The sequence below is a fragment of the Rhizobium sp. CRRU65 genome, assembly GCF_048551595.1.
GTDB classification, from domain to species: domain Bacteria; phylum Pseudomonadota; class Alphaproteobacteria; order Rhizobiales; family Rhizobiaceae; genus Rhizobium; species Rhizobium leguminosarum_J.
In genome coordinates, this window is sequence record NZ_JBLYZH010000027.1 from 47,091 (window position 1) to 69,754 (window position 22,664).

18 protein-coding genes are annotated in these 22,664 nt (G+C 58.2%); 11 read left to right on the forward strand and 7 right to left on the reverse strand.

All coding sequences use genetic code 11. The features are described from left to right. The first annotated feature begins 56 nt into the window (after positions 1-56). From ACM5SV_RS34740 to ACM5SV_RS34760, 5 genes are all read left to right on the forward strand, one after another. Positions 57-758, forward strand: a complete 702-nt coding sequence (locus ACM5SV_RS34740; protein WP_017995022.1) for a sugar transferase — start codon at positions 57-59, stop codon at positions 756-758. 118 nt (positions 759-876) lie between these two features. Then, complete coding sequence (locus tag ACM5SV_RS34745) at positions 877-2,643, forward strand: polysaccharide biosynthesis tyrosine autokinase (protein ID WP_017995023.1); 1,767 nt, start codon at positions 877-879, stop codon at positions 2,641-2,643. Further along, positions 2,640-3,662 carry a glycosyltransferase family 2 protein gene (locus ACM5SV_RS34750; RefSeq protein ID WP_017995024.1) on the forward strand — a complete coding sequence of 341 codons (1,023 nt, stop codon included), beginning with the start codon at positions 2,640-2,642 and terminating at the stop codon, positions 3,660-3,662. The genes ACM5SV_RS34745 and ACM5SV_RS34750 overlap by 4 nt, the downstream gene beginning before the upstream one ends. Before the next feature lie 6 nt (positions 3,663-3,668). Then, a complete protein-coding gene (locus tag ACM5SV_RS34755) occupies positions 3,669-5,054 on the forward strand; it encodes a polysaccharide biosynthesis/export family protein (RefSeq protein WP_017995025.1) in 1,386 nt (461 codons plus the stop codon). A gap of 123 nt (positions 5,055-5,177) precedes the next feature. Continuing rightward, positions 5,178-6,644, forward strand: coding sequence for a hypothetical protein (locus ACM5SV_RS34760; protein WP_017995026.1), 1,467 nt, complete (start codon positions 5,178-5,180; stop codon positions 6,642-6,644). Between the two features lie 185 nt (positions 6,645-6,829). Here the strand turns inward: ACM5SV_RS34760 and ACM5SV_RS34765 are convergent, their stop codons facing one another. Next, complete coding sequence (locus ACM5SV_RS34765; RefSeq protein WP_012758769.1) at positions 6,830-7,129, reverse strand: hypothetical protein; 300 nt, start codon at positions 7,127-7,129, stop codon at positions 6,830-6,832. Positions 7,130-7,437: 308 nt separating this feature from the next. Here ACM5SV_RS34765 and ACM5SV_RS34770 point away from each other — a divergent pair, with 308 nt between their 5' ends. Then, the gene (locus tag ACM5SV_RS34770; RefSeq protein WP_012758770.1) at positions 7,438-8,349 is read left to right on the forward strand and encodes a glycosyltransferase family 8 protein; all 912 of its coding nucleotides are present in this window, start codon (positions 7,438-7,440) and stop codon (positions 8,347-8,349) included. A gap of 132 nt (positions 8,350-8,481) precedes the next feature. Beyond that, entirely contained in the window at positions 8,482-9,504 is a 1,023-nt protein-coding gene (locus ACM5SV_RS34775; protein WP_012758772.1) for a glycosyltransferase family 2 protein, read from the forward strand. 181 nt (positions 9,505-9,685) lie between these two features. Here the strand turns inward: ACM5SV_RS34775 and ACM5SV_RS34780 are convergent, their stop codons facing one another. Then, on the reverse strand, positions 9,686-10,435 hold the full coding sequence (locus ACM5SV_RS34780; protein ID WP_012758773.1) for a Crp/Fnr family transcriptional regulator: 750 nt from the start codon (positions 10,433-10,435) through the stop codon (positions 9,686-9,688). A gap of 452 nt (positions 10,436-10,887) precedes the next feature. Here ACM5SV_RS34780 and ACM5SV_RS34785 point away from each other — a divergent pair, with 452 nt between their 5' ends. Continuing rightward, on the forward strand, positions 10,888-11,544 hold the full coding sequence (locus tag ACM5SV_RS34785; protein WP_012758774.1) for a sugar transferase: 657 nt from the start codon (positions 10,888-10,890) through the stop codon (positions 11,542-11,544). Positions 11,545-11,694: 150 nt separating this feature from the next. On the opposite strand, the gene ACM5SV_RS34790 is transcribed toward ACM5SV_RS34785, so the two are convergent. Together ACM5SV_RS34790 and ACM5SV_RS34795 are read right to left on the reverse strand one after the other, a co-directional pair. Further along, entirely contained in the window at positions 11,695-11,991 is a 297-nt protein-coding gene (locus ACM5SV_RS34790; RefSeq protein WP_012758775.1) for a hypothetical protein, read from the reverse strand. 592 nt (positions 11,992-12,583) lie between these two features. Further along, entirely contained in the window at positions 12,584-13,804 is a 1,221-nt protein-coding gene (locus ACM5SV_RS34795; RefSeq protein WP_171815697.1) for an acyltransferase family protein, read from the reverse strand. 142 nt (positions 13,805-13,946) lie between these two features. Here ACM5SV_RS34795 and ACM5SV_RS34800 point away from each other — a divergent pair, with 142 nt between their 5' ends. The 3 genes from ACM5SV_RS34800 to ACM5SV_RS34810 all read left to right on the forward strand — a co-directional run bounded on the left by ACM5SV_RS34800 (position 13,947) and on the right by ACM5SV_RS34810 (position 20,564). Further along, on the forward strand, positions 13,947-16,265 hold the full coding sequence (locus ACM5SV_RS34800; RefSeq protein WP_012758777.1) for a membrane-bound PQQ-dependent dehydrogenase, glucose/quinate/shikimate family: 2,319 nt from the start codon (positions 13,947-13,949) through the stop codon (positions 16,263-16,265). A gap of 147 nt (positions 16,266-16,412) precedes the next feature. Beyond that, a complete protein-coding gene (locus ACM5SV_RS34805; protein ID WP_419425495.1) occupies positions 16,413-18,200 on the forward strand; it encodes a tetratricopeptide repeat protein in 1,788 nt (595 codons plus the stop codon). A 192-nt stretch (positions 18,201-18,392) separates the two neighbouring features. After that, on the forward strand, positions 18,393-20,564 hold the full coding sequence (locus ACM5SV_RS34810) for an adenylate/guanylate cyclase domain-containing protein (protein ID WP_419425496.1): 2,172 nt from the start codon (positions 18,393-18,395) through the stop codon (positions 20,562-20,564). Positions 20,565-20,570: 6 nt separating this feature from the next. On the opposite strand, the gene ACM5SV_RS34815 is transcribed toward ACM5SV_RS34810, so the two are convergent. From ACM5SV_RS34815 to ACM5SV_RS34825, 3 genes are all read right to left on the reverse strand, one after another. After that, positions 20,571-21,077, reverse strand: a complete 507-nt coding sequence (locus tag ACM5SV_RS34815) for a YHS domain-containing (seleno)protein (RefSeq protein WP_012758780.1) — start codon at positions 21,075-21,077, stop codon at positions 20,571-20,573. 13 nt (positions 21,078-21,090) lie between these two features. After that, positions 21,091-21,684 (reverse strand): ankyrin repeat domain-containing protein, encoded by a 594-nt coding sequence (locus ACM5SV_RS34820; protein ID WP_221963894.1) that lies wholly within the window; start codon positions 21,682-21,684, stop codon positions 21,091-21,093. 132 nt (positions 21,685-21,816) lie between these two features. Continuing rightward, on the reverse strand, positions 21,817-22,599 hold the full coding sequence (locus tag ACM5SV_RS34825; RefSeq protein ID WP_222015821.1) for a FadR/GntR family transcriptional regulator: 783 nt from the start codon (positions 22,597-22,599) through the stop codon (positions 21,817-21,819). Between the last annotated feature and the right edge of the window lie 65 nt (positions 22,600-22,664).

Sequence of the window (22,664 nt, forward strand, 5' to 3'; positions counted from 1 at the left end):
AGTGCGGCGCAGCAAACTTTGAACGGTTCTTAATCGGAATGTTTTGGAGACCACCGATGACATGGGAAGCACATAGTTTCGAGGCGTGGTCGCGTGTCGGACGTTCCGCGAAAGGCGGCGATCTCCATTCGTCCCGGCCTCGTGCGGCAGGCAGATCGTCGAAGCGCGCGCTAGACCTTCTCATTGCAGTCACGGCCCTGATCCTGCTTTCCCCGCTTCTGTTGATCGTCGCGATGATCGTGAAGATAAGCGACCGCGGCCCGATCTTCTATTCCCATACGCGCGTCGGCGTCGGCGGAACGCCGTTCGGATGCCTCAAGTTTCGCACGATGAAAACCAATGCGGGTGCTCAGCTTGCCGAATTGCTGCAAAACAACCCAGCTGCGCGAAGCGAATGGGAAGAGACACGCAAGCTGAAGGACGATCCGAGGATCACGGCCGTCGGTGATATCCTTAGGCGGTCGAGCATCGACGAGCTTCCCCAACTGATCAATATCGTGCGTGGCGACATGAGCCTTGTCGGCCCCCGGCCGATCACGGCCGAGGAATTGCCGCGCTACGGCGAGCATATATGGGCCTACATGGCCGTCCGCCCGGGCCTGACCGGTCACTGGCAGACCAGCGGGCGCAATGATGTCAGTTACGAGTACCGGGTTTCCCTCGACGTTCACTATCTCAACAATTGGTCGCTCAGCCGGGACTTCATCATCATTGCCAAGACCATTCCCGCTCTGTTTTCCCAGCGCGGCTCGTATTGAGCATTCATGGGGAGAGCCGCCAATCAGGCCTGGAATCGGAAGACACGCTACTCCCCCGTCCCTCCAAGCTGCCACTACCTGGTTACTCCGTGATTTCGCCATTTTGGATTAGGACGACATGACCTCAAGCACGATCTTCAGCGGTGTTTCTCCGATATCTCTGCCTGCCGCAGCCACCGGCGGGAATTCGCCGCTCACCTTGCGGGATATGCTCTTCTTTCTCAGAATGCGCTGGCTGTGGATTGCGGCGACGACTTTCGCTTTCCTTGTATTGGCAGGAAGCTACGTGCTGACCGCCGAACCGACCTTCGTTGCCAACACGCAACTTGTGATCTTCCCCCAGGTCAGCGGCTCCGAAGCACAGCGGGCTTTCGCGGAAGACGCGTTCATCGAGGGACAGTTGGAGATCGCCAAATCCAGCGATGTCGTCGGTGGAACGGTAACGGCACTTGGTCTCGATACCGATCCTGACTTTGTCGATCAGACGCCTTCGCTGCAGGTCAGGGCAAAGAACTGGTTGATGGGGGTTTCTTCCGAACCGGATACGGCATCGCAGGAAGCGGCGGGCACAGGACCGCGTGACACACAACCACAACAGCAGATCGAGGACGGGCGGATCCATGACCGGGCGATCGCCACGCTGCTGAACATGATGGGAGTACGCCGGATCGGGAGTTCGACGATCATCGAGATATCGGCTGCAGCATCGACCCCGCAGAAGGCCGTCGACATCGCCGACACGCTGGCCAGGCAGTATATCCAGAAGAATATCGCGATGAAGGCCAGTGCGTCCCGGCAATACAGCGAATGGCTGACCAGATTCGTCAGCGAGCAGCAGCGCGGATTGGCCGAAGCTGCCAGTGCCCTGGCCAGCTTCACCAGCAATCCGCGCGATCAGTTCAAGCTTGCCGAACTGCAGAGCGCGACTGACGCCCGCCGCACCCTCTATGAAAATACCTTGAATCAGCTGACCGAAGCCAAGCAGCGCATCACCTACCCGGTGTCGGATGCCACGATCGTCTCTCGGGCGACCCTGCCTCTTTCGAAAGCCAGACCACGCAGCACGCTCATCATCGCCTTTGCGGCGGCGGTTGGTCTTGGCGTCGGCTTCGCACTCGCCATGATAAGGCACGCCGGCGATCGCCGGATCGTCCGGCCCAATCAGATCGCGGATGCCGGTGGGCTGCCCTTTGTCACTTTGCTGGCGACATCGAGGACCCGCAATGATTATTCTGCGCGTTTCCTCGCCGCCGGTACCAGCAGCAGCGGCACGGTAGCCGCTTATCCTGTTATTCCGGGCATGGCGGAGCTGAGCGCCACGGTCGTTGGTCTTCGGCGCAAACGCCGAGTCGTTATTGGAATCGTCGCCGTCAATCCCGGCGGCGGGGCATCGACCATCGCATGCGAACTTGCGGTGCTCTCTTCGATATCAGGAGCGCAGACGCTGCTGATCGATGCGGCCGCACAGAAATCGTCGCTCAGCAAGTCGATCGCACCCCATAGTTCCACAGGCCTCATCGACGTTCTCGACAACGGCGAACTGATCCAGACGGCGGCATTGCCCCTCACCCCGACGCTGAAATTCCTACCCCTCGGCAAAGTCGAAGCGGTGACGCCCGCCATTCGCCTCAGTTCCCGCCGCACGCAGTTGAGTTTCGCCGACCTGAAAAAGGAGTTCGACGCCATATTCGTCGACATTTCCGCATTCTCCGCTTCGCCGGATGCCAATGCCATCGCGCCGGAACTGGACGGTGTCCTCGTGGTCACCTCGCACGGGCACACCTCGATCGACGATACCATGCACGTCATTGAGACCCTGCGGAATGTCGGCGCGGAGATCCTCGGCGCGGTCATCAACCATGCACCGAAAAGAATAGAGTCATGACTTCACCTTCGGCAGCAGCAACCAGGCAGGACAGCCCGATCGGACCGGCGCCTGTTCCTTGCGGCGCTAAAGCCGTGGCAGGCCACGCGCGCCGCCCATTGCGAATGGCGGTGGGAATTGCTTCGGCAGGCCGCCCCTCGATACTCAAGGAGACCGTCGATTATCTCACCGCCCTGCCGGACCAGGCCGAGCGGCTGATCGTCTGCGTGCCCGTGATCGACGACGCCGCCGGGCTCGCCGACCGCCTTGATGTGGAAGTCATCGTCGGCAGCCGTGGCCTGACCTCTCAGCGCAACAGGATCATCCAGGCCGCCGCCGCCGATACGGATGTTCTGATCTTCCTGGATGACGACTTCATTCCCGCCGCGACCTTCCTGTCACGTATGGCAGCTGTCTTTGCGGCAAACCCTGACGTGGCGATCGCCACCGGGGAAGTTCTGGCCGATGGCATCCTCGACGGCGGCCTCAGCATGTCAAACGCCCTGCAGGTTCTTGAAACTGCGGCCGAAGGGGCCGGGCATGTGACGGAAGTCTATAACGCCTACGGATGCAACATGGCGGTTCGCCTTTCACCCATTCTCGAGCACGCGCTGGCCTTCGATGAACAGCTGCCGCTCTACGGCTGGCTCGAGGATGTCGATTTCAGCCGGTCCATCGCCCGCTACGGCAGGTCCGTACGTGTCGAAGGCGCCCGCGGAGTGCATCTCGGCGTCAGATCCGGGCGCCAGCCCGGCCGAAGACTTGGCTATTCGCAGGTTGCCAATCCTGTCTACCTGATCCGGAAGGGCACAATGTCGAAGGGCCGTGCCATCGCACAGATCGGCCGTAACATCCTGGCGAATACGCGGGGCCTATTGTTCAATGATCGTTTGATCGACCGTTGGGGACGTTTGAACGGCAATTTGCTGGCGCTGTCCGATCTACTTATCGGGCGCGCCTCTCCGTCCCGCATTCTCGAATTCGGTAGTCCCTCGCCGCGCGAGATGCCTTCACCGTCGATAGCAACGAAACGGAGATAGCTGACAATGCAGCGCACATCCTGGTCCGACCGCTTTATCTCCGCCGCCCTTGCCTTGCTGGTATTTTCCTGCGTGACCGGCTGGAGCGTCGCCCATGCCGAAAACTATACCCTCGTGCCGGAAGATCAGGTGAGACTGCGGGTCGTCGAGTGGCGATCTTCGGATTCCCGGTATGCCAGCTGGGAAGCACTCGGCGGGACATATACAGTCGATGATGCCGGCAATCTGGCGATTCCGATCGCTGGCCAGGTGCAGGCGATCGGGAAGACGACGGAACAGGTTTCCGATGCGATCGCCACCGCGCTCGCCGAAAAGGCCGAACTGCCGGGAAAGCCGTTCATCGCCGTGGAAATTGCCCAGCATGCGCCGATCTTCGTGACCGGGACCGTGCAGACCCCCGGGCGCTATGCTTTTGAGGCCGATATGACGGTCATGAAGGCCGTCAGCATCGCCGGCGGCTTCCTTCGCGACCGCGAGGAGAATACCATCTTCGAGCGCGACCGGATCCAGGCTGCCGGCGCCTATCGAACGGCCATTCTCAACCGGCGCGATCTTCTGATGCGCCAAGCGCGATTGCGCGCCGAGATCGCCGGCGAACAAAATTTCGATATCCCTGCCGAACTCGCCGGAACACCCGATGTAGGCAAGCTGAAGGCGCAGGAATTGAACCTGATGCGGCTTCGACGTGTCGATATTGAAAGCCAGATCGATGCAGCGAGCGACCTCACCCGTCTCTACGGCCAGCAGGTCCAGTCGCTGGAGGCCAAGATCAATTCGCAAAAGCGGCAGATCGAACTCGCGCAAAAGGAACTGGATAATGTCAACAGCCTGGTGAGCAAAGGCCTGGTCAGTAATTCCCGTCAGGTCTCGGTCGACCGCGGCGTTGCGGATGCACAAGGCACCCTGATCGATCTCGAGGTCGCCTTGACCACGGCTCGCCAGGGACTCAGCGAAGCCGATCGCTCGAAGATCAATATCGTCAACCGGCAGAACAGCGACAACCAGGAGCTGCTCAACCAGGTCAATCTCGCGATCGGCAGGGCGGCAATCGACATTCAGGTGGCTCAGCTTCTCGGCGAACAGGCTGGCTACAGCGCTCAACTCGCACAGATGAACATGGACACGCCGGGTCTTGGCAGAGCGCAGAAGAACTACAGGATCGTGCGTCGCAACGACGATGGCACTTATCGCAATATCGAGGCGGACGAGACAACCAGCTTGCGGCCGCATGATGTCGTCGAAATCGGCATTAATACGGACCTTCAGACGCCGTCGCCTCCGCTGCAGTTGCAGTCCGCGCCGCAGCAGCAAAGCTCGACCGTCCCGCTGTCTGATGTAGCAGGCGATAATCAGGCGGCTCCCGGCTGGATATCCCAGACGGGATCGAATTAGGGGGCGGTTGTGACCATCGACGACAGCTGGCGACTACCGCCTCAAGCAGCGCCCCGAAAGGCGGATGCCGGTTTTCGGCAAACCCGATGCCTCCGCCGCTCCGTCCGGATCGGGATCTGAAGCATGTCGATAGAACCGATCGGTTTCATCGTTCTGCTGCTTGGCCTGCTCAGCATGGTCAACGGCGCGCGTTTTGCGATCACGACCCTTTGCCTGTCGACGCTCTTCGGAGCGGCAGCGGCTCTGCAATTGCCCGCGCTCGGCGGCAGCAGCATCCAGCCAAGCCATCTTCTCGTGCTTTTTCTCGTCGTGGCCGCCCTGTTGCGCCCGGCTCAAACACAGGCGACGCTCGCCAGCATGGCCTATCCGGGTCCCGGCTTCTGGTTTGCCGCCTATATCCTGTTTTCCGTGGCATCATCTTTCTTTTTGCCGCGCATCTTTGCAGGCGCGACCCTCGTCTACTCCTCTGCAAGAGACGCCACGGGCATGATGTCGACGGTGGCCGCTCCCCTGTCGCCGGGTTCGTCCAATCTCAGCCAGTCCGTCTATCTGCTCGGCGACCTCGCCTGCTTTGCCGTCGTCTCGGGGCTTGCAAGGCTCGGCTATGCCCGTTTCATCGCACTGCAGTTAATCGTCGCCTCGATCGCATGTTTTACCCTGGCGTTGATTGATATCGGAACATTCCTGACCGACCAGTCCTACCTGCTCGATGTCATCAGGAATGCGAATTATACGATGCATACGGCCGAGACGATCAGTGGCTTCAAACGCATCGTCGGTCCGTTCCCTGAAGCAAGCACTTATGGCGCGGTCGCATTGGCCTATTTTTCCTTCACGCTCATGCTTTGGCTGGAGCGCGTCCAAAGCCGTATGGCCGGGCTTGCGACGCTTTTCATTGGTCCGACGATCATCCTCTGCACATCGACAACCGCCTATATCGCCGGCATTTCCGTGGTCTGCATGTTCGTTCTGTTTTGCCTGAAACGACTGATCAGCGGCCCAGCCAAGACCCCGCATGTGACTTTCCTGGTGATCACGCTGTTCTTGATTCCCTGCGGGATCGCCGCGCTAAGCCTTGTCCCCGATGCCTGGGATTCCATAGCCGGCCTGGTCAACACCACCTTGTCGGACAAGCTTCAATCGCAATCCGGCGAAGAGCGCACTGCCTGGAACACGCTGGCATTGATCGCATTCGTCGATACCGCCACCTTCGGCGCCGGGCTCGGCACGGTTCGAGCCTCGAGCTTCATCGCTGCATTGCTCTCCAATGTCGGATTGACCGGCACTCTTCTCTTCGCCGCCTTCCTGTATAGCCTTGTGAGAGCCTCCGGCCGGCATAGGTCAGGCGATCGGGAGATGCACGCGATCGGAAACGCTGCGGTTATGGCATCCATCGCGCAGGTCGCCTCGGCGGCGATATCGGGGAGCGGCACGGATCTCGGCTTGCTGTTCAGCACCACGGCAGGCCTGGCGGCCGGCTGCCTGGCAACCAATACATCCCCCCGGCGCGCGACCCGATCGCTCGCAAATCGAACCCCGCTGGAGACATCGACATCTCTGATGAGAGCGCCGATGTTTTCAACACGATGACGCCCGCTTTGGAACTCCGCCACGGCGCGGGATGGCAATCTCGTCGAGCCATCGACGTGCCCGCATTGGGCCGAAGCCGGTCGGCCGCACCGCATCTTTCAAGGATCGCCTGTAAAAGCAGTCCATCGAACAAGCGCCGTCGGAGGTCAGTCGCAGAAGGCTATGCTGTAGATTTTATGCCGACATCAGCCTTGCGGGCGCTCGCTGGTGGTCGCGACGCTATCTGCAACGGAATTGTTTTCGCGCAGCTTGGCACTGCGCCGCAGAAGCCCCGACAGGAACACACCTGCCAGATAGCCGATTTCCATGATTACGAGGATAGCGATACCGGAGAGCATGGCCGCGATCACGGACGACCCGCCGGCAAAAGCCACGCCGCCGAAGCCGATTGCCACCAGGATTGCAAAAATCGCGAAAGCCCAGGCGCGGATGGACGCCCCGGCAGCGATCGAAATCACGGCTGCCCCGAGTGTGGTGATCAACATCACAATCCCCCTTCCCTCCGCATTCCGACAAGGGTTCCGGCACCACTCGCCGTACCGCGAAACAACATGTCGAAACATAGCCTTATGACAGGCAAGGCACTCTTCATGGTGAATATCTCAACAATGAAACATACAAAAGCCGCCAACAGCCAGACACCGATTCAGCACCAGCGCACTGGATACTGGCCTATATATACCGAACAGGGCCTTCATATGACAGACCCGTCGGCTCAATTCACAACTGGTCCCTCGCCTCGCAAAGACAATACCGATTCACTTGTATTGCGCACAATCGGAAAGGTGATGACATGAACAACCAGTGCGTCGTCTACGTCACGGATGTCGAGTATTCATTTCCAACCATTCTCTCGGCGCTTCAGGCTCGCAAATTCGCAAGCCCTGCGACCGACGTCTGCGTTCTGATGTCGGAACATCTCGACAATTTCGAAGAGCTGAAAGCCCTGCTCGCAAGGAGTGGGGTCATATTGACCGATGCGACCGAAGCGCTGCAGGACTCGCTCGGCAAGCTCGACAGTTCGCATTTCCAGGGACGCATCAGCGTCAGCACGATGGCCAAGCTGGTCCTTTGCGAGATACTGCCTTCCAACTATACCCAGATCATCTACCTGGATGGGGATACCCAGATCGTCAGCGATCTCGGTGCGTTCGAAAGCGCCACTGTGCCCGAGGGCAGGTTTTTCGCGGCGCGCGATTACACGGCGATCCATGACTTCCTCGACACCGGAAAGGACAGCCACTATTTCAACGCAGGCGTCCTGAAATTTCATCGAAACGGCTGGATCGGGCAGGAGGCTCTCGAGCTTTTCGCTAGAAATCCCGAGGCGTGCGAGGGCAAACATGATCAGGGTGCATTGAATTATGTCTGCGGTTCATCGCTCATCCTGGTATCCAACCGCTGGAACTTTCCCAAACAGTTCCTTCATCTGGTGAACATGTCCTCCTTGTCGATCGTCCATTATATGGCGCATCCGAAGCCGTGGCATGGAACCTTCTTTCCATGGACCGATAAAGAAAGCCAGGTCTACGTCGACCTGCGCAAAGCGCATCCGATTTACAACTCGCTGTATCGCGGAATAAGCTTCGACCGTAAGATGCTGTATAAATACAGGTCGATACGGGCACGCATCGAACACGCAATTGAGAAAGACGGACCCCACCCGCGGGTCCAAGGCCTGTTGGTCGGCGACTACGCAGTATGATGATGTATGGTTGGTCCGACCTGAATGTCCGCGTGACTGAACTCAGCGTCGCCGGTCGAGCCGTGGATTTGCAGACGGAAGCGCAAGTATTCATCCATTCATTCCAGGAATGGATAATGTTCAGGACAGAATATGAGTTATAGGGCTTCCGCCGCCAGTATCTCACATTACGTGAAAGCCCGCCTGCGCCGGTCGCTCAAGGCTCGGCAGGTTCGCTATGACCTGCTGCGCAGCGGGCTCAAGCAGGCGCGCCACGTCGTCATCTGCGTCATCCGCGACGAAGGGCACCGGCTGGCCTTCTTCCTGCAGTATTATCGTGATCTCGGCTTCGAGCACTTCATCTGCATCGATAACGGCTCGACCGACGGCACGGCCGAGTTGCTGTCCAGCTTCGACGATGTCTCCCTTCTTTCGGCTCATGGTTCCTACAAGGCGGCGAGGTTCGGAAACGACTGGATCAACGAAGTCATCAACCGCCACTGCCGGGAGAAGTGGGTCCTGTATGTCGATGCAGACGAGTTCCTGGTCTATCCGCATTGCGACACACGGCCGATCGATCAATTGACTTCCTACATGGATTCCATGGGCGGCCATTCCCTCCGCTCGGTCATGATCGACATGTACAGCCCGCATCCCGTTCTCGAAAACATATGCGAACCCGGTCGCAACCCGCTCGAGGTCTGCAATCTCTTCGACCGCTCCGGCTATGTGGCGCATTTCGACAAACACAACTGGACGATATGGATCAAGGGCGGCGTTCGCGGGCGCGTCTATTTCCACGACCGCCTCTGGGACGGCCCCGCGCTCAACAAGATACCACTCGTCTATGTGGCGGGTGAACGTCTGTTTCTCAAGTCATCGCACCAGGTCTGGCCGCTCTCCCTGAATTTGGGCGACATGCGCGGAGCGCTCGGAGTATCCGGCGCCCTTCTGCATTTCAAGTTCCTGTCAACCTTCGTGCACAAGGTCGCCGATGCGGCACACCGGTCGCAACATACGGAAGAATATACCGTATACTCCTCAGGCAAGGACATGGATGACTTCGTCTACGACGATACTGGCACCTACAGAAGCTGGAAGGACCTGTCCGATCGCGGGCTCATACAGGGTGAAGGCTGGAAATACTGGAGGAATGCTTCCGAGAGCGACGTCTAAGTATGCCGCGCCAAAATGCGCAGCGATTTTGGGACGCCGTGCATGAAGACAAGCGCCAACCTGATCATTCAGCCTGCTCCGCCTGTCCATCAACTCGCACTGTCATCAAACACAAAACCCGCCGGCGGCGGGTTCTGTCGAGGCTTTCTGCCATTCCGTCTTTTTTTGTCGCGGCGACGCCTCAGGCGAGACCCGCCCCCTCGGCATAAGCCTCCAGCGCCTTCCGATTGAGAATACGGATTTTGCCCTGTGTCCCGTCGACCACTTTGCTCTCGCGCAAGCGCCGCAGGCATTGGTTGACCTTTTCACGCGACGCCGGCAGTGTCGCGGCCAGCTCATGCTGGGAGATGATCAGCTCGTCGCCGCTATTTTGCGCATCCATTCTGTAGAGGGCAGAAAGACGCAGCAGCGTTCGGGCAAGTCTCTGCCTTAGACTCGATCCGGCATTGGAAATGATCCGCAGTTCGAGTTCGGAAACACGTGCCAGCGCCTTCGACAGGATCTTCACCTGAAATTGCGGATCGTTCGCACACAGGTCCCGCAGCAACCGACCGTCGAAGTAATGCAGTTCGCAATCCGACGAGGCCCGATATTCCAGGCTGAGAGACTGCTTGCGGAGCACCTCCAATTCGCCGATCAAGCCGCCTTTCGGAACGATTTCCACGATGAACTCTCGTCCATCGGCAAGCGGGGTGCTTGCGCTCACCATTCCGCGCTGTACGCGGGCGAACATGTCAAGGACAACGCCGGCGCCGGCAATAATCTCACCGCGGCGAAACTTTCGAACACTCGAGCGGTAAAACGGGAACTCGTGATCCAAATCCGCCCGGCCGTCGTAAACAATACCTACAGGCCCGCAAGTAACCGCTTCGCTTGTTCGCGCTGCGTTTCCTCTAGCTCTGTTATCTCTGGTGCTGATCGCCCCGTCCATACGCACAACTCCACGCAGACTAAATAACATATTATCTGGAGCGACATTCGTAATAGGTTAGCTTAGAAAGTCAAACAATAATAAAATAAAAACTTCGTGTTAAAACTATACATTATCATGAATAATCCTCATATTTATATATCATAAAATTCATATTGAATTCTATCGCAGACAATTCTTTGAGGCTGCATGACAATTTTTATACAATTTATGACAATCGCCTATCCGAAGGACACATCCACTAAGTACAACAACAACACCGAATTTTAAAATAAAACTAAATAACATTTCCGAATATAGCCAAAAGCAAAGGTAATATTTTTAATATACATAATAATTTCTTTAGAGTATAAAGAATTTATTCATGATTATGACCTTGGTCACAGACTTCAACCTTGCATTAAAACAAAGCTTTGGCTGTGATTTCTGGAATTCGTCTAACGGAGACGCGGGTGGCGGGAAAAAATCAGGGCATCAACCCAACCGGACCTTGGCGGGATTTCGCCAGGGCTCGACAGGAAAGGCGTCCATTCAATTCGTCACAACCCCGTCTAATCAGCAGAATTCTGAAGCGCGCATTGGACATTATCATTGCGGCAAGTTTCTTATTCTTTCTGTCGCCGCTCCTTCTGTCGGCGGCGGTCATCGTCGCGCTAAGTGATTGGGGCCCTGTTTTCAATTCTCATCGCAAGATCGGTTATAAGGGAAAAGAGTTTGGTTGCCTCAAGTTTCGGACGACAGGGTCCGACGCAACGACCGACACGCACGTCACGGTCGTCGGCGATATTTTGAGGCGGTCGAGCCTCGACAAGCTTCCGCAATTGGTCAACGTGTTGCTGGGTCAAATGAGCCTCGTCGGGCCTCGCGCCATTACCAAGGAAGAGCTGCAGCGTTACGGTGAACATGCCTATGCCTACATGGCCGTTCGTCCCGGCCTGACTGGCCATTGGCAAACCAGCGGGCACAACGACGTCAACTATCGGAACGGAATTTCCCTCGACGTTGAATACTTGTCCAAATGGACGCTCGCGCTGGATTTCGTGATCATGGCAAAAACGCTGTCGGCGCTGCTTTCCCGGCACGCCTTGCTGCCCAAAGTCGATTCCTAAGGCATGTCGCATAAAACTATGTTGCGGTTTTGCGATAAAGACATACGCAAAACCAGAGACCAAGGCGTGGCAAGCGAATCTAAAAGATCGCGGCGCGCTTTACACCTGACATATAGCGCAACCGAGAATTCTGCCGCCTCGGTCATGTCATTACCCATGAGGACGCTTGCCTGTGAGATGGGAGCGCTCAGTAATGGCGTTCCTTTTCCGGCGCTTCTGAATATGCCACAAGGAGAAAGCGAATAGACCCGCCAGATAGCATATCTCCATCAATACAAGCACTTCGACGCAAGAAACGACCGCCTCCGCCAAGGAGGAACCTTTCAGCAGGATCACGCCGCCCAAGGACGTGACCACCAGAAATGCAAAGATTGCAAAGGCCGAGGCGCGAATGGTTGCTCCGGCGGCGATAGAGACGGCAACCACGACGAGCGTGCTCTTCAGCATTATTCTGATCCTCTCTTCACACCTCCTTCAAGTCACCGTCAGCCCTCGATGACATGACAAAACCCAAAGTCGAAACGAAGTCCGATCAAAGTATTTTATCTATTGCGGTTAAAATATTGCTAACTTCAGTCCAGCAAATCGACGGAACAGCGCCGGAGAATATTCGACTATTCATCCAGTGGGGCCGTTCTCCCGATTAAATCCAAGAAATCCTTGGATATTGCCCTCAGAAAGATTTAGCTCTCGGGGGTTTATACGGGAGCCAGCAACGCAGATCCCGGCGTTCTCTCGCCGAACTGAACGTTCATTTGTCGATTCTGAAAAGATGAATTTGGCCATAGGCTTACGCTCGAGCGCATATGCGCTGGCAACGATCGGGCTTACGCTCGTCCGGCAAGCGTGACATCGACGGCATCAGGGTTGCGCAGCAGCCTATGGAAAACTCGGCCGCTACGATGGACCGGATATTTATCTGAGGTGATCGGCACGCAACAACGAAACAAGGCCCGCCGCTATAGCGAGCCCTGCTGATGTCCTTGCCGGTTCAGCACCTGCGATGGAATTGCCGGCATCGAGGCCGGTATCGACAAACCTATTTCGAGACCGCGCCGGCCAGTTGCCGTTTTACGCCGCGTTGGAGACTGAGGTTTTCCAGCCAGGTAACTTGTTTCCTCAATTTCAACGCCGGCTTTTCGATAAATCTCCACGAGAAGGCGGCAAAGCAAGCGGCAACAATGCTGCAGACGATGCCGTTCAACCACCAGTTATGCGCCCAGGGGCCGAGCGCCACGAACGCCTGTTGGATCGGATAGCCATAGAGGAAGACGCCGTAGGAGTAGTCGGCCCCACGCAGGACGCCAAGCTTGCGGGGCGAGGTAAGACCAAGGAAGACCGTGACATACCCCATGGCCGGAATGGCAATGAAGTCCCCAAAGGAGGTGAACCAGTAGGCCCACAATATCATTGCCACAGAGGCGAGGAAAATTCGGATATCCCAAAGAACCTTGTCCTTGTAGAGATAGAAGGTCACCCCCACAAGAAAAGCACAAATGAGCAGATTGCCAGACGCGGTCGTCGGCATAGTAGCCCAATCGCTTTCATGTTTCCAATATCTTGCAATACCGAAGGCTATGATCAAAGCCGGCGTGGCGATAAGGGCAATCACCCGCCGCCTGACCACACCGAGCAGGAAGAGAACGGCGATCACGGCATAGCACTCAAGCTCGAAAGGCACCGTCCAGAGCTGGCCGTTCACCATTGCGGCGTCAGGATTATCCAGGAATACCCCGGGGAGATTGAAGTGAATGTGCCCTGTGACATTCATCAGATATGTAAAGAACTGAGGATCGGTGAAATAGTCACGCAGGTCATACTCAGTGTAGATCGCTCCGAGTATAAAGGCAGCCAACAATACCTCTACCGCGAGAGCGGGGTAGATCCGGATAAATCGATTACCGAGAAAGGAGATCAATGTCTTCGATCGTTCAAGACTGCCGGCCACCAGGAAACCGCTCAGGACAAAGAACATGGGCAGCACTGATTTGATAAAAGGACGGAATGGCGACTCCCAAAGAAACAGGTCATCGCCATAAGTGACGCGGGCCGTGTGTATCCAAAGCACTGAAAAGGCTAACAGTAATCGCATATAGTCGAATCCTGTCGGTCGCCCGTTCGCTAGATCAAGCTTTTCGCCGAGAACCATCTGTGCCCCTTTCAGAAGTATTGACTCGATTTGGAATGGCAAGCCGTTGCCGCAGAGCGGCGGCGGCATCATTGCCGGGTCGGGGCCGCGTGTCAGTGACCACAGGTACATCAGGTAAAAATTGAACGAGAGAGCAGCCCTCTCCCGAAGACGCGTCTCTGACCATCAACCCATGGCCCTGTGCTTCCCGAGGGCCATGCGACGGTCGGAGTTGGAATCCAGGTGATCGGGCGGCGGATTGGATGAGGAGACTATGAAATTTCTGGCCACCCTGTTCTGTATTGTTCTAGCCCTTATCGGATTGGCGCTGATCGGCGGCGGCGCCTGGCTGCTGCGCCTCGGCGGCTCGCCCTATTACGCCATCATCGGGCTTGCCTATCTGGTTGCCGCGCTTCTGCTGTGGCGCCGGAAGACGGCAGGCGGGCTCATCGTCCTGCTGGTCGCCGTTTTCACCCTTCCCTGGGCGCTATGGGAGTCGGGTCTCAATTTCTGGGCGCTGTTTGCCCGCTTGATGTCCCCCATCGCGCTGGCGGGCTTTGCCCTTCTCTTTGCACCATCGCTTTCCCCGGCCGCCAACCGGAAGCTCTTTTATGGCGGCGCCTTGGTGACCGCTCTCATCTTTGTCGCGGGTTTCGGTCTCAGCTTCGTGCCGCATGGGATCATCCGCCCCTCCGCCGACATCACCGCCTATAAAACCGCCAAGGGCGACAACTCTCCCTCCGACTGGCCATCCTATGGCCGCTCCACGGCAGGAGATCGTTATTCCCCATTCGATCAGATCAACCGCGGCAATGTTTCCAAGCTCGATCTCGCCTGGACATATCGCACCGGAAAAGGCGATGGCGCCGATCAGAACACGCCTCTGCAGATCGGCGATACGGTCTACACTTGCACGCCGACAGATGTGATCGCAGCGCTCGATGCAGATACCGGCAAACCCCGCTGGGCTTTCGATCCCAAGGCGACGGCGCCTTATTGGCAACGCTGCCGCGGCCTCGGTTACTACAAGATGCCGACGGAAGCCCAGTCCGCCGATGGTCTTTGCAATGAGCGCCTGGTGCAGACGACGATCGATGCCCGTCTCCTGGAGATCGACAGCAGGACCGGCACGCCCTGCAAGGACTTCGGAGTCAATGGCACCGTGCAGCTTTCCCAGGGCATGGGCGAAGTCAAGACGGGCTATTATTTCCAGACATCGGCGCCGCTGATTGCCCGCAACCTGATCGTCGTCGGAGGCTGGGTCACGGACAATCAGGAGGTCGGCGAACCCTCTGGCGTCATTCGTGCGTTCAACGTCGTCACCGGCGAGCTTGAATGGGCATGGGATCTCGGCAACCCGGAGATCACCAAACTCCCGCCGAAGGGCCAGACTTACACGCGGGCCACGCCCAACATGTGGACGACGGCCGCATTCGACGACAAGCTTGGCCTTATCTATGCACCGCTCGGCAATACCACGCCGGATTATTACGGCGTCAATCGCCCTGCCTTCGCCGATCAATACAATGCGACATTGGTGGCACTCGATGTGACGACGGGTCGGGAAAAATGGAAATTCCAGACCGTGCATCACGACATCTGGGACTATGATCTGCCCGCTCAACCGATCCTGATCGACCTGCCTGACGGCAATGGCGCCACCATGCCTGCTCTGCTGCAGACCACCAAACGCGGGCAGCTTTTTCTCCTCGACCGCCGAACCGGTACGCCGCTTGCCGAAGTTCAGGAGAAGCCGGTGCCGCAGCAAGGCGGCGTGCCGGAAGAGAAACTCTCCCCAACGCAGCCCTACTCCGTCGGCATGCCGACAATCGGTGCGGAGCGCGTGACGGAGCAGACGGCCTGGGGCCTGACGATGTTCGATCAGCTGGCATGTCGCATCGCCTTCCGCAAGATGCGCTATGACGGCGACTTCACCCCGATCGGCACGCAATATGCGATCCAGCAGCCGGGAAATCTGGGTGGCCTCAATTGGGGAAGCGTATCGGTCGATCTGCCCAACAACAGGGTCTTCATGAACGATATCCGCGTCCCCAGTCTCTTCGCACTCATCCCACGCGAGGAGTATGTCGACTTTGCCCTCACCACGACCGCGCACGGCCCCTCCGCCCCCCAGCGCGGTACGCCTTACGCCATGGCCACCGAGATGTGGACATCGAGGCTCCGCGTTCCCTGCACGCAACCGCCCTTCGGCACCGTCACTGCAGTGGATCTGAAGACGCGCAAGATCGCGTGGCAGGTTCCTGCCGGTACAGCCGAAGAACTCGGGCCGTTCAAGATCAAAACCAAACTGCCTATGCCGATGGGCCTGCCGAGCTACGCCGGCACGTCTGCGACCGCCGGCGGCGTCGTCTTCTTCGCTGGCTTCCAGGACTATTATATCCGTGCCTATGATGCCGAGAACGGTGCCGAGCTCTGGAGATACCCCCTGCCGGTCGGCTCGAGCGCAACGCCCATGACCTACGTCTCACCGAAAACAGGCAAGCAATATGTCCTGATATCGGTTGGCGGCGCACCCTATTCGAAAGACGTCGGCGACTACGTCCTTGCCTTCTCTCTAAAAGACGGAGCTTAGCCACAGATATCGCATAAGGTTCACCGACTATCTTCAAGTCTAAGCAACCGGCCACCGGACCGCTTCTTAGCGAAGGCAATCGGATTTGGCGGCGTTGTCGGTCACACTGTGTTACTTTGATCCGACGAGGAATTGGGACTTACGAACGTGACGCGAAAACTGGCGGCGATCCTGGTCGCAGATGTGGTCGGCTACAGCCGCCTCGCCGGTGCGGACGAGGATCGCATCCTGGCGCGGTTGAGAACGCTGCGCAGCGACCTGGTCGATTCAACAATTGCCGTGCACAATGGCCGGGTCGTCAAGCGAACGGGAGACGGAAGCCTCATCGAGTTTCGCAGCGTCGTCGACGCCGTGCGTTGCGCGATCGAAGTGCAGACCGCCATGGTCGAGCGCAATATCGGCGTGCCGTCAGAGCATCGCATCGAGTTCCGGGTCGGGATCCATCTGGGAGATGTGGTCGAGGAAAACGACGGCGACTTGATGGGCGACGGCGTCAATATCGCCGCGCGGTTGGAAGGAATTGCCAAGCCCGGCGCCATCTGTCTTTCCGAAGATGCCTACCGCCAGGTGAAAGCGCGGCTTGATCTTGCCGTCACCGATCTCGGTAAAATTGAGCTCAAGAATATCGCTGAACCGATGCAGGTCTATTCACTTCAGATCGGAACTCCGGAGCCGAACTCGGCACGACAGGTGCGGCCCGCAATCGAAATGCCGTCGGCTCCGGCCGTTCCCGACAAGCCGTCCATCGCCGTACTGGCGTTCAACAACATGAGCGGCGATGCCGAACAAGAGTATTTTTCCGACGGTATCAGCGAGGACATCATCACCGATCTCTCCAAGCTGTCCGAACTGCACGTCATCGCCCGCAACTCATCCTTCGTCTACAAGAATGTAACGGCCTCCGTGCCTGCCATGGCCAAGGCGCTCGGCGTCCGCTATGTCCTCGAAGGCAGCGTCCGCAAGGCCGGCAACCGCGTGCGTGTCACCGCCCAATTGATCGACGCCAGCAATGGCGGACATATCTGGGCCAGCCGGTTCGATCGCGACCTCACCGACATTTTCGCGGTTCAGGATGAGCTCACGCAGGAGATCGTGGCCGCGCTCAGGCTGAACCTCACGCATGGTGACCAAGACCGATTAGCCCAAGGGCGCGCACTCAATGTCGACGCTTACGAGTTGTTGTTACGTGGCCGCGAGCAGGCGTCGTCCCACACCCGAACCGGAAACAGAGCCGCCCGCAGCCTGGCGGCCGACGCCATTGCCGTCGATCCGCAATATGCGGCCGCCCAGGCCCTCATTTCCTTCACCCACGTGCTCGACTACGTCAACGCCTGGAGCACCGATCCGGAAGGCTCGCTGCGGATCGGGATGGATCTCGCGCAGAAGGCCGTGGAGATGGCCGAGGAACAGCCCAACGGCCGCTTCGCACTGGGCATGGCTTGCATGTGGAACCGGGAACTGGACCGGGCGCAGGCGGAGGTGCAGCAGGGCCTCGCGCTACAGCCCAACTCCGCCGAGCTCCTGTTGCTGATGGCCCATATCCAGATATTCTCCGGCGATCCCGCCGGCGCCCTGGAAACACTCGATGCATCGATGCGGCTCGATCCGCACCATCCGGAAATTCTCTTCCAATTTCGCGCCGATGCGCACTTTTCTCTCGGCGAGTATGAACAAGCGATTGCAGCCATCGAGCAGCGGCTCCAACAAAACTCTCAGTCGGAGACCGCCTACGCCCTGCTTGCCTCATGCTATGGGCACCTCGACCGGCCGGAGGAGAGCCGGCAGGCCTGGGAAAAGGCACTCAGGATCAATCCTGATTTTTCTGTCGAGCGCCGCCGGCGGGTCCTTCCATTTCGAAACCCCGAGGACTTTGACCGCCGCGTGGAAGGACTTCGTAAGGCAGGACTTACCGGTTCAGATCTTGGTCTATGTTGACGGGAACTGCTGTCGAGCCGATACGGCGAACAGCACATGTTATGGCGGACGCGCGACAAGCCTCAGGTCACGCCCTCTCCACGGGAGCATGTGACCCGCGAACGTGATGCCACTTCGGGCAACTGTAATGGCAACGGCACGGCACCTGCTGTAAGATATCGGTAAGGGATCGGACACCCGGAAAGAGCTGATATGGAGCGCCGCCTTGCAGCAGTCCTGATTGCGGATGTGGTCGGTTATAGCCGCCTGAGCGAGATCGACGAAGAGGGAACGCGTATCCGCTTCCACACCGACCTCCACGAACTCTTCGAACCGAAGATCGCCACGCATCACGGCCGCCTGATTAAGACCATGGGCGACGGGATTCTGGTTGAGTTCCACAGCGTGGTGGATGCTTTGCGCTGCGCCGTCAAAATCCAGCAACAAAAGGCGGAACGCAATGCGGCCCTGCGGCCCGAGCAGCGAATGCTTTTCCGCATCGGCGTCAATCTCGGCGATGTCATCGTCGAAGGAGAGGACATTCATGGAGACGGCGTCAACATAGCGGCGCGCCTGGAGAGCCTTGCCCAGCCCGGCGGGATTTGCATATCCGGCACCGCATTCGATCACACGGTACACAAGGCTGATGTCGGCTTCTCGGCTCTTGGTGAGCAGCGACTGAAGAACATAGCCGATCCCGTTCGCGTCTATCGTGTTCTGTTAGATCCCTCCGAGGCAGGCAAGGTCGTCGCCTCCCGTCGGCCGCGCCGCCGGGCGGTCATCCTAGCCACACTTGCAGCACTGTTGATTGCGGCCACTGCGATTGTCCTCGCATGGCAATGGCCATTTGTGCCCCAACGTCCATCTGTCGCGGTGCTTCCTTTCGCCAATTTGAGTAGCGACGCCGGCCAGGACTATTTCACCGATGGCATTACAGACAGCCTGATTGCCGATCTGACCATGCTTTCGGACCTTGACGTCATCGGTCATAATTCGGTGTTTGCATACAAAGGCAAGCCTCTCGTTTTGGCCGACATCGGACGCGATCTCGGCGTGCGTTTTATCGTTGAGGGCAGCGTGCAACGGATAGGCGATCAAATCCGCGTCAATGCACAGCTGAGCGATGCCGCAAGCGGTGACCACTTGTGGGCTAACCGATTTAATCGCGCCGCGGCAGATGTCATGGCTGTGCAGGATGAGCTCAGCCGGCAGATTGCCGAAGCGCTCGGCCTGAAACTCACTCAATCCGAGGCGGAACGGATTACCCGTCCGCCGACCGCCAATCTCGAGGCATACGACTACTACCTTCGTGCTGAGCAGGCGACGCGCACCGGCCGCCGTTCCCGGCTGCTCGAGGCACTGGCGCTCTTTGACAAGGCGGAGGCGCTCGACCCCGGTTTTGCAGAGGCCTTCGCGGCCGACGCGCATGCGACCGCTTATGTCTGGCGAAGCGCGTACGACGACGTTCTGCAGAGCGCGTTGGCGCGAAAAAGAGCCTACGAGAAGGCAAGCCGCGCGCTGGCTCTCGACCCGGTTCTATCATCGCCATACGCTGTTCTTGCCGTCATGCAAGTCGTCGACCGCCGCTACGAGCAGGCGGTCGCCTCGGCGCAGCAGGCAGTATCGCTTGGGCCTGCCGATGCCGAAGCTCATATGGCGTTGGCATACGTTCAACTGTTCTCCGGAAATCATGCCGAAGCCGGCGCGGCCGTCGAGACGGCGCTCAGGCACGATCCGAACCTCTCCGCCATCAACCGATATACGGCCGGCCTGGTGTTTTATTTGCAGCGCGACTACACGAAGGCCATCGACAGCTTCGAACGCGCGCGCGATGGTTCTCCGGGAAATGGCGATTTCGTTACCCCACTCGCTATGGCCTATGCCCGTGCCGGTCGCCTCGATGACGCTCGTGCAACTGTCGCCGAAGGAATTCGCTTTGTGGCTGGACGCGATTCCCTGGCGGGCTGGCGTATCAGCAATGCCCATTTCCGCAACGAGCAGGATTTGGTGTATATCCTCGATGCCCTGCGCGAGGCCGGCCTGCCGGAATGGCCGTTCGGTTTCAAGGGCAATGAGCAGGATCGGCTGCACGGTGAAGAAATCGCAAGCACCGTCATCGGTAAACTCCTCCGGGGCAAGACCGAGCCCTCAGGAAGCCCTGCACTCATGCAAATCGAACGCGACGGCAAGGCGGCCTTCCGCTCGGCGACGCAGATGATCACCGGAACGGTTTTCGTCAATGGCGACATGCTTTGCGAGCAGAGTGAAAACGCATTTGGACGAGCCGATTGCGGCCCGGTCTACAGACCTGCAAACTCGCCCGCAGAAACCAGCTATGCTTACGTGAACTCCACCAAGGTCTTCTATTTTTCGCCCGTCAAATAGCCGCGGTCAGTGATACTGATCCCGTTCGAGATCGGCGGCGACCTTCGGCCAGTTGCTGTCGGCTTTCGGCACTGCCTCGGCCACATGAGCGGCAAACCCCTCGGCCGATCCCTTGTCGTAGATTAGGTAAAGCTTGCCGTCGATGATCTTGAACGCTTCCGGATCGACGTTGATCGTCACCGACCCCAGAGCCACCTCGCCCGCGCAGTAACCGCCATACTGAGGCGCATATTTGATCGGCTCGCTGATGAACATTTCGCGGTGTTTGGCATTGGCGAAAAGCCACGGCGTCCCCAGCCATTCGTGGGAGAATTCCTCGGAGCCTTTCACCGCTTTGCCTTCGGTGAAATAGGCGACGGGGTCGTATCCCATGATCGCCACGCCGCCGAAGTAGCCCGTGTTTACCGAGTCGTCGGCGAAAGCCCGCGATCCACCGACAGCTGCCAAAGCCAGAAGGATCACCGCCATAGAATGCCCAATTCCTCGCGCACCGCTTATGGTCCCCGCATACATCTGCGCCTCCTATTCAATCATGAATTTCCATGCACTTCGCGTATTCTTTTTCGCCAATGCGGCTGGCCGGAGGGCAAGGCGCGCCATGCCGCTTGAACAGCCGCACGATGTCGGTGTTGCCCTTCCAGATCGCTCGCGTGATTGGCGTGTAGCCATGAACCTCCGCATGACCGACGTCAGCTCCCTCAGCGAGAAGAAACGTGGCGAGAGCGACGTGGTTTTCCTCGCCAGCGACCATCAGCGGCGTCACACCCGCTTTATTGGCCGCATCGTCGAGCGTCGCGCCGTGGTGGAGAAGCAGTTTGCTGATCGGCAAGCTGCCGGAAAAGGCCGCGGCATGAAGCGGCGTAAAGCCGCCTGAATTCCGAGCCATGACGTCGGCGCCTTTGCCGATCAGCAGTTCGGCTATGGGAAGCTGGGCTCCGAGCGCGGCGTTGATGAGAGGTGTTGCCTGATCGCGTGTCCGGCTGTCGACGTCGGCACCGGTAGCCAGAACCTGCTCGACGACGGCGGTGTTTCCAGTGGCAACGGCATCGAACAAGGGGCTCCCCGCAGCGGCCACCGTCGCTGTGAAAATCACCGTCACCGATGCAAGCAGCCCACGCATGGCTCAGCCCCCGAAGGTTGCCAAAGAAAATAGCATAAGCCGCGGGTTTTGGGTAGGCACCGAGGATCGCAGGAGGTTGAATTCCCCTGCATCAAGCTGTCGGCAACGCGCCATCCTGACAGGATGCAAAATCTATCGCGACCACCGGGCTATGATGTCGTCGGTATTTGCCAACGCCTTGCGGACTGCATTGCGCGCCATGTTCGGCCGCTGCAGTCGAATGTTTTTCTCAATATTTTCGTGAAGTTTCAGCGCGTACCGCAAGTTGTCTTCCTCCCGCGTTACATGGGCGAAGAGGTGGTTCAGCGCCGATTCGATCAATACGCCGAGCGGTACCAACAGATCATTTCCCGAGGCGCGCAAGATCGCGATGTGAAATCGCGCATCGGATTCTGTTCGCTGCTGGAGCGATGTCGCCTGATCCATATCGTGCAGGGCCTGACTGATCGCGGTCATCTGCTCGTCAGTTCGGCGCTCCGCAGCAAGCGCAGTCGCTTCCGGCTCGATCATATGCCTGAGTTCTTGCACGGCCCTCAGAAAGGATTCGCGATCAGGAGATGCCGCATACCAGCCCAAGACATCTCGATCCAGCAGGTTCCAACGTTCCTTGGGTTCGACCCAACTGCCGATTTTCGGGCGGGAAGAAAGCAGGCCCTTGGCCATCAGCATTTTGATCGCTTCGCGCACCGCCGATCGGCTGACGTCAAAGACTTCCGACCATTTTGCCTCATTTGGCAGGATTGTGCCCGGCGGATAGTCGCCGCGCACGATTCGCAGACCGATCTCGCCTGCCAAAGACACATGAACACTCGCCCCAGTCATGCGGGGAGAATTTGGGCGCCTTGTGGTGGTCGAGCGGTTAACCATCTCCACCTCGACCGTAGCCGTTGGCTTTCCCGAATTTTTGTCAGGCATTTATTTCTACTGCCTCAGCATTCTTTCGACTGTCTGCACGTATGATCAAAACAATCGTAATAACG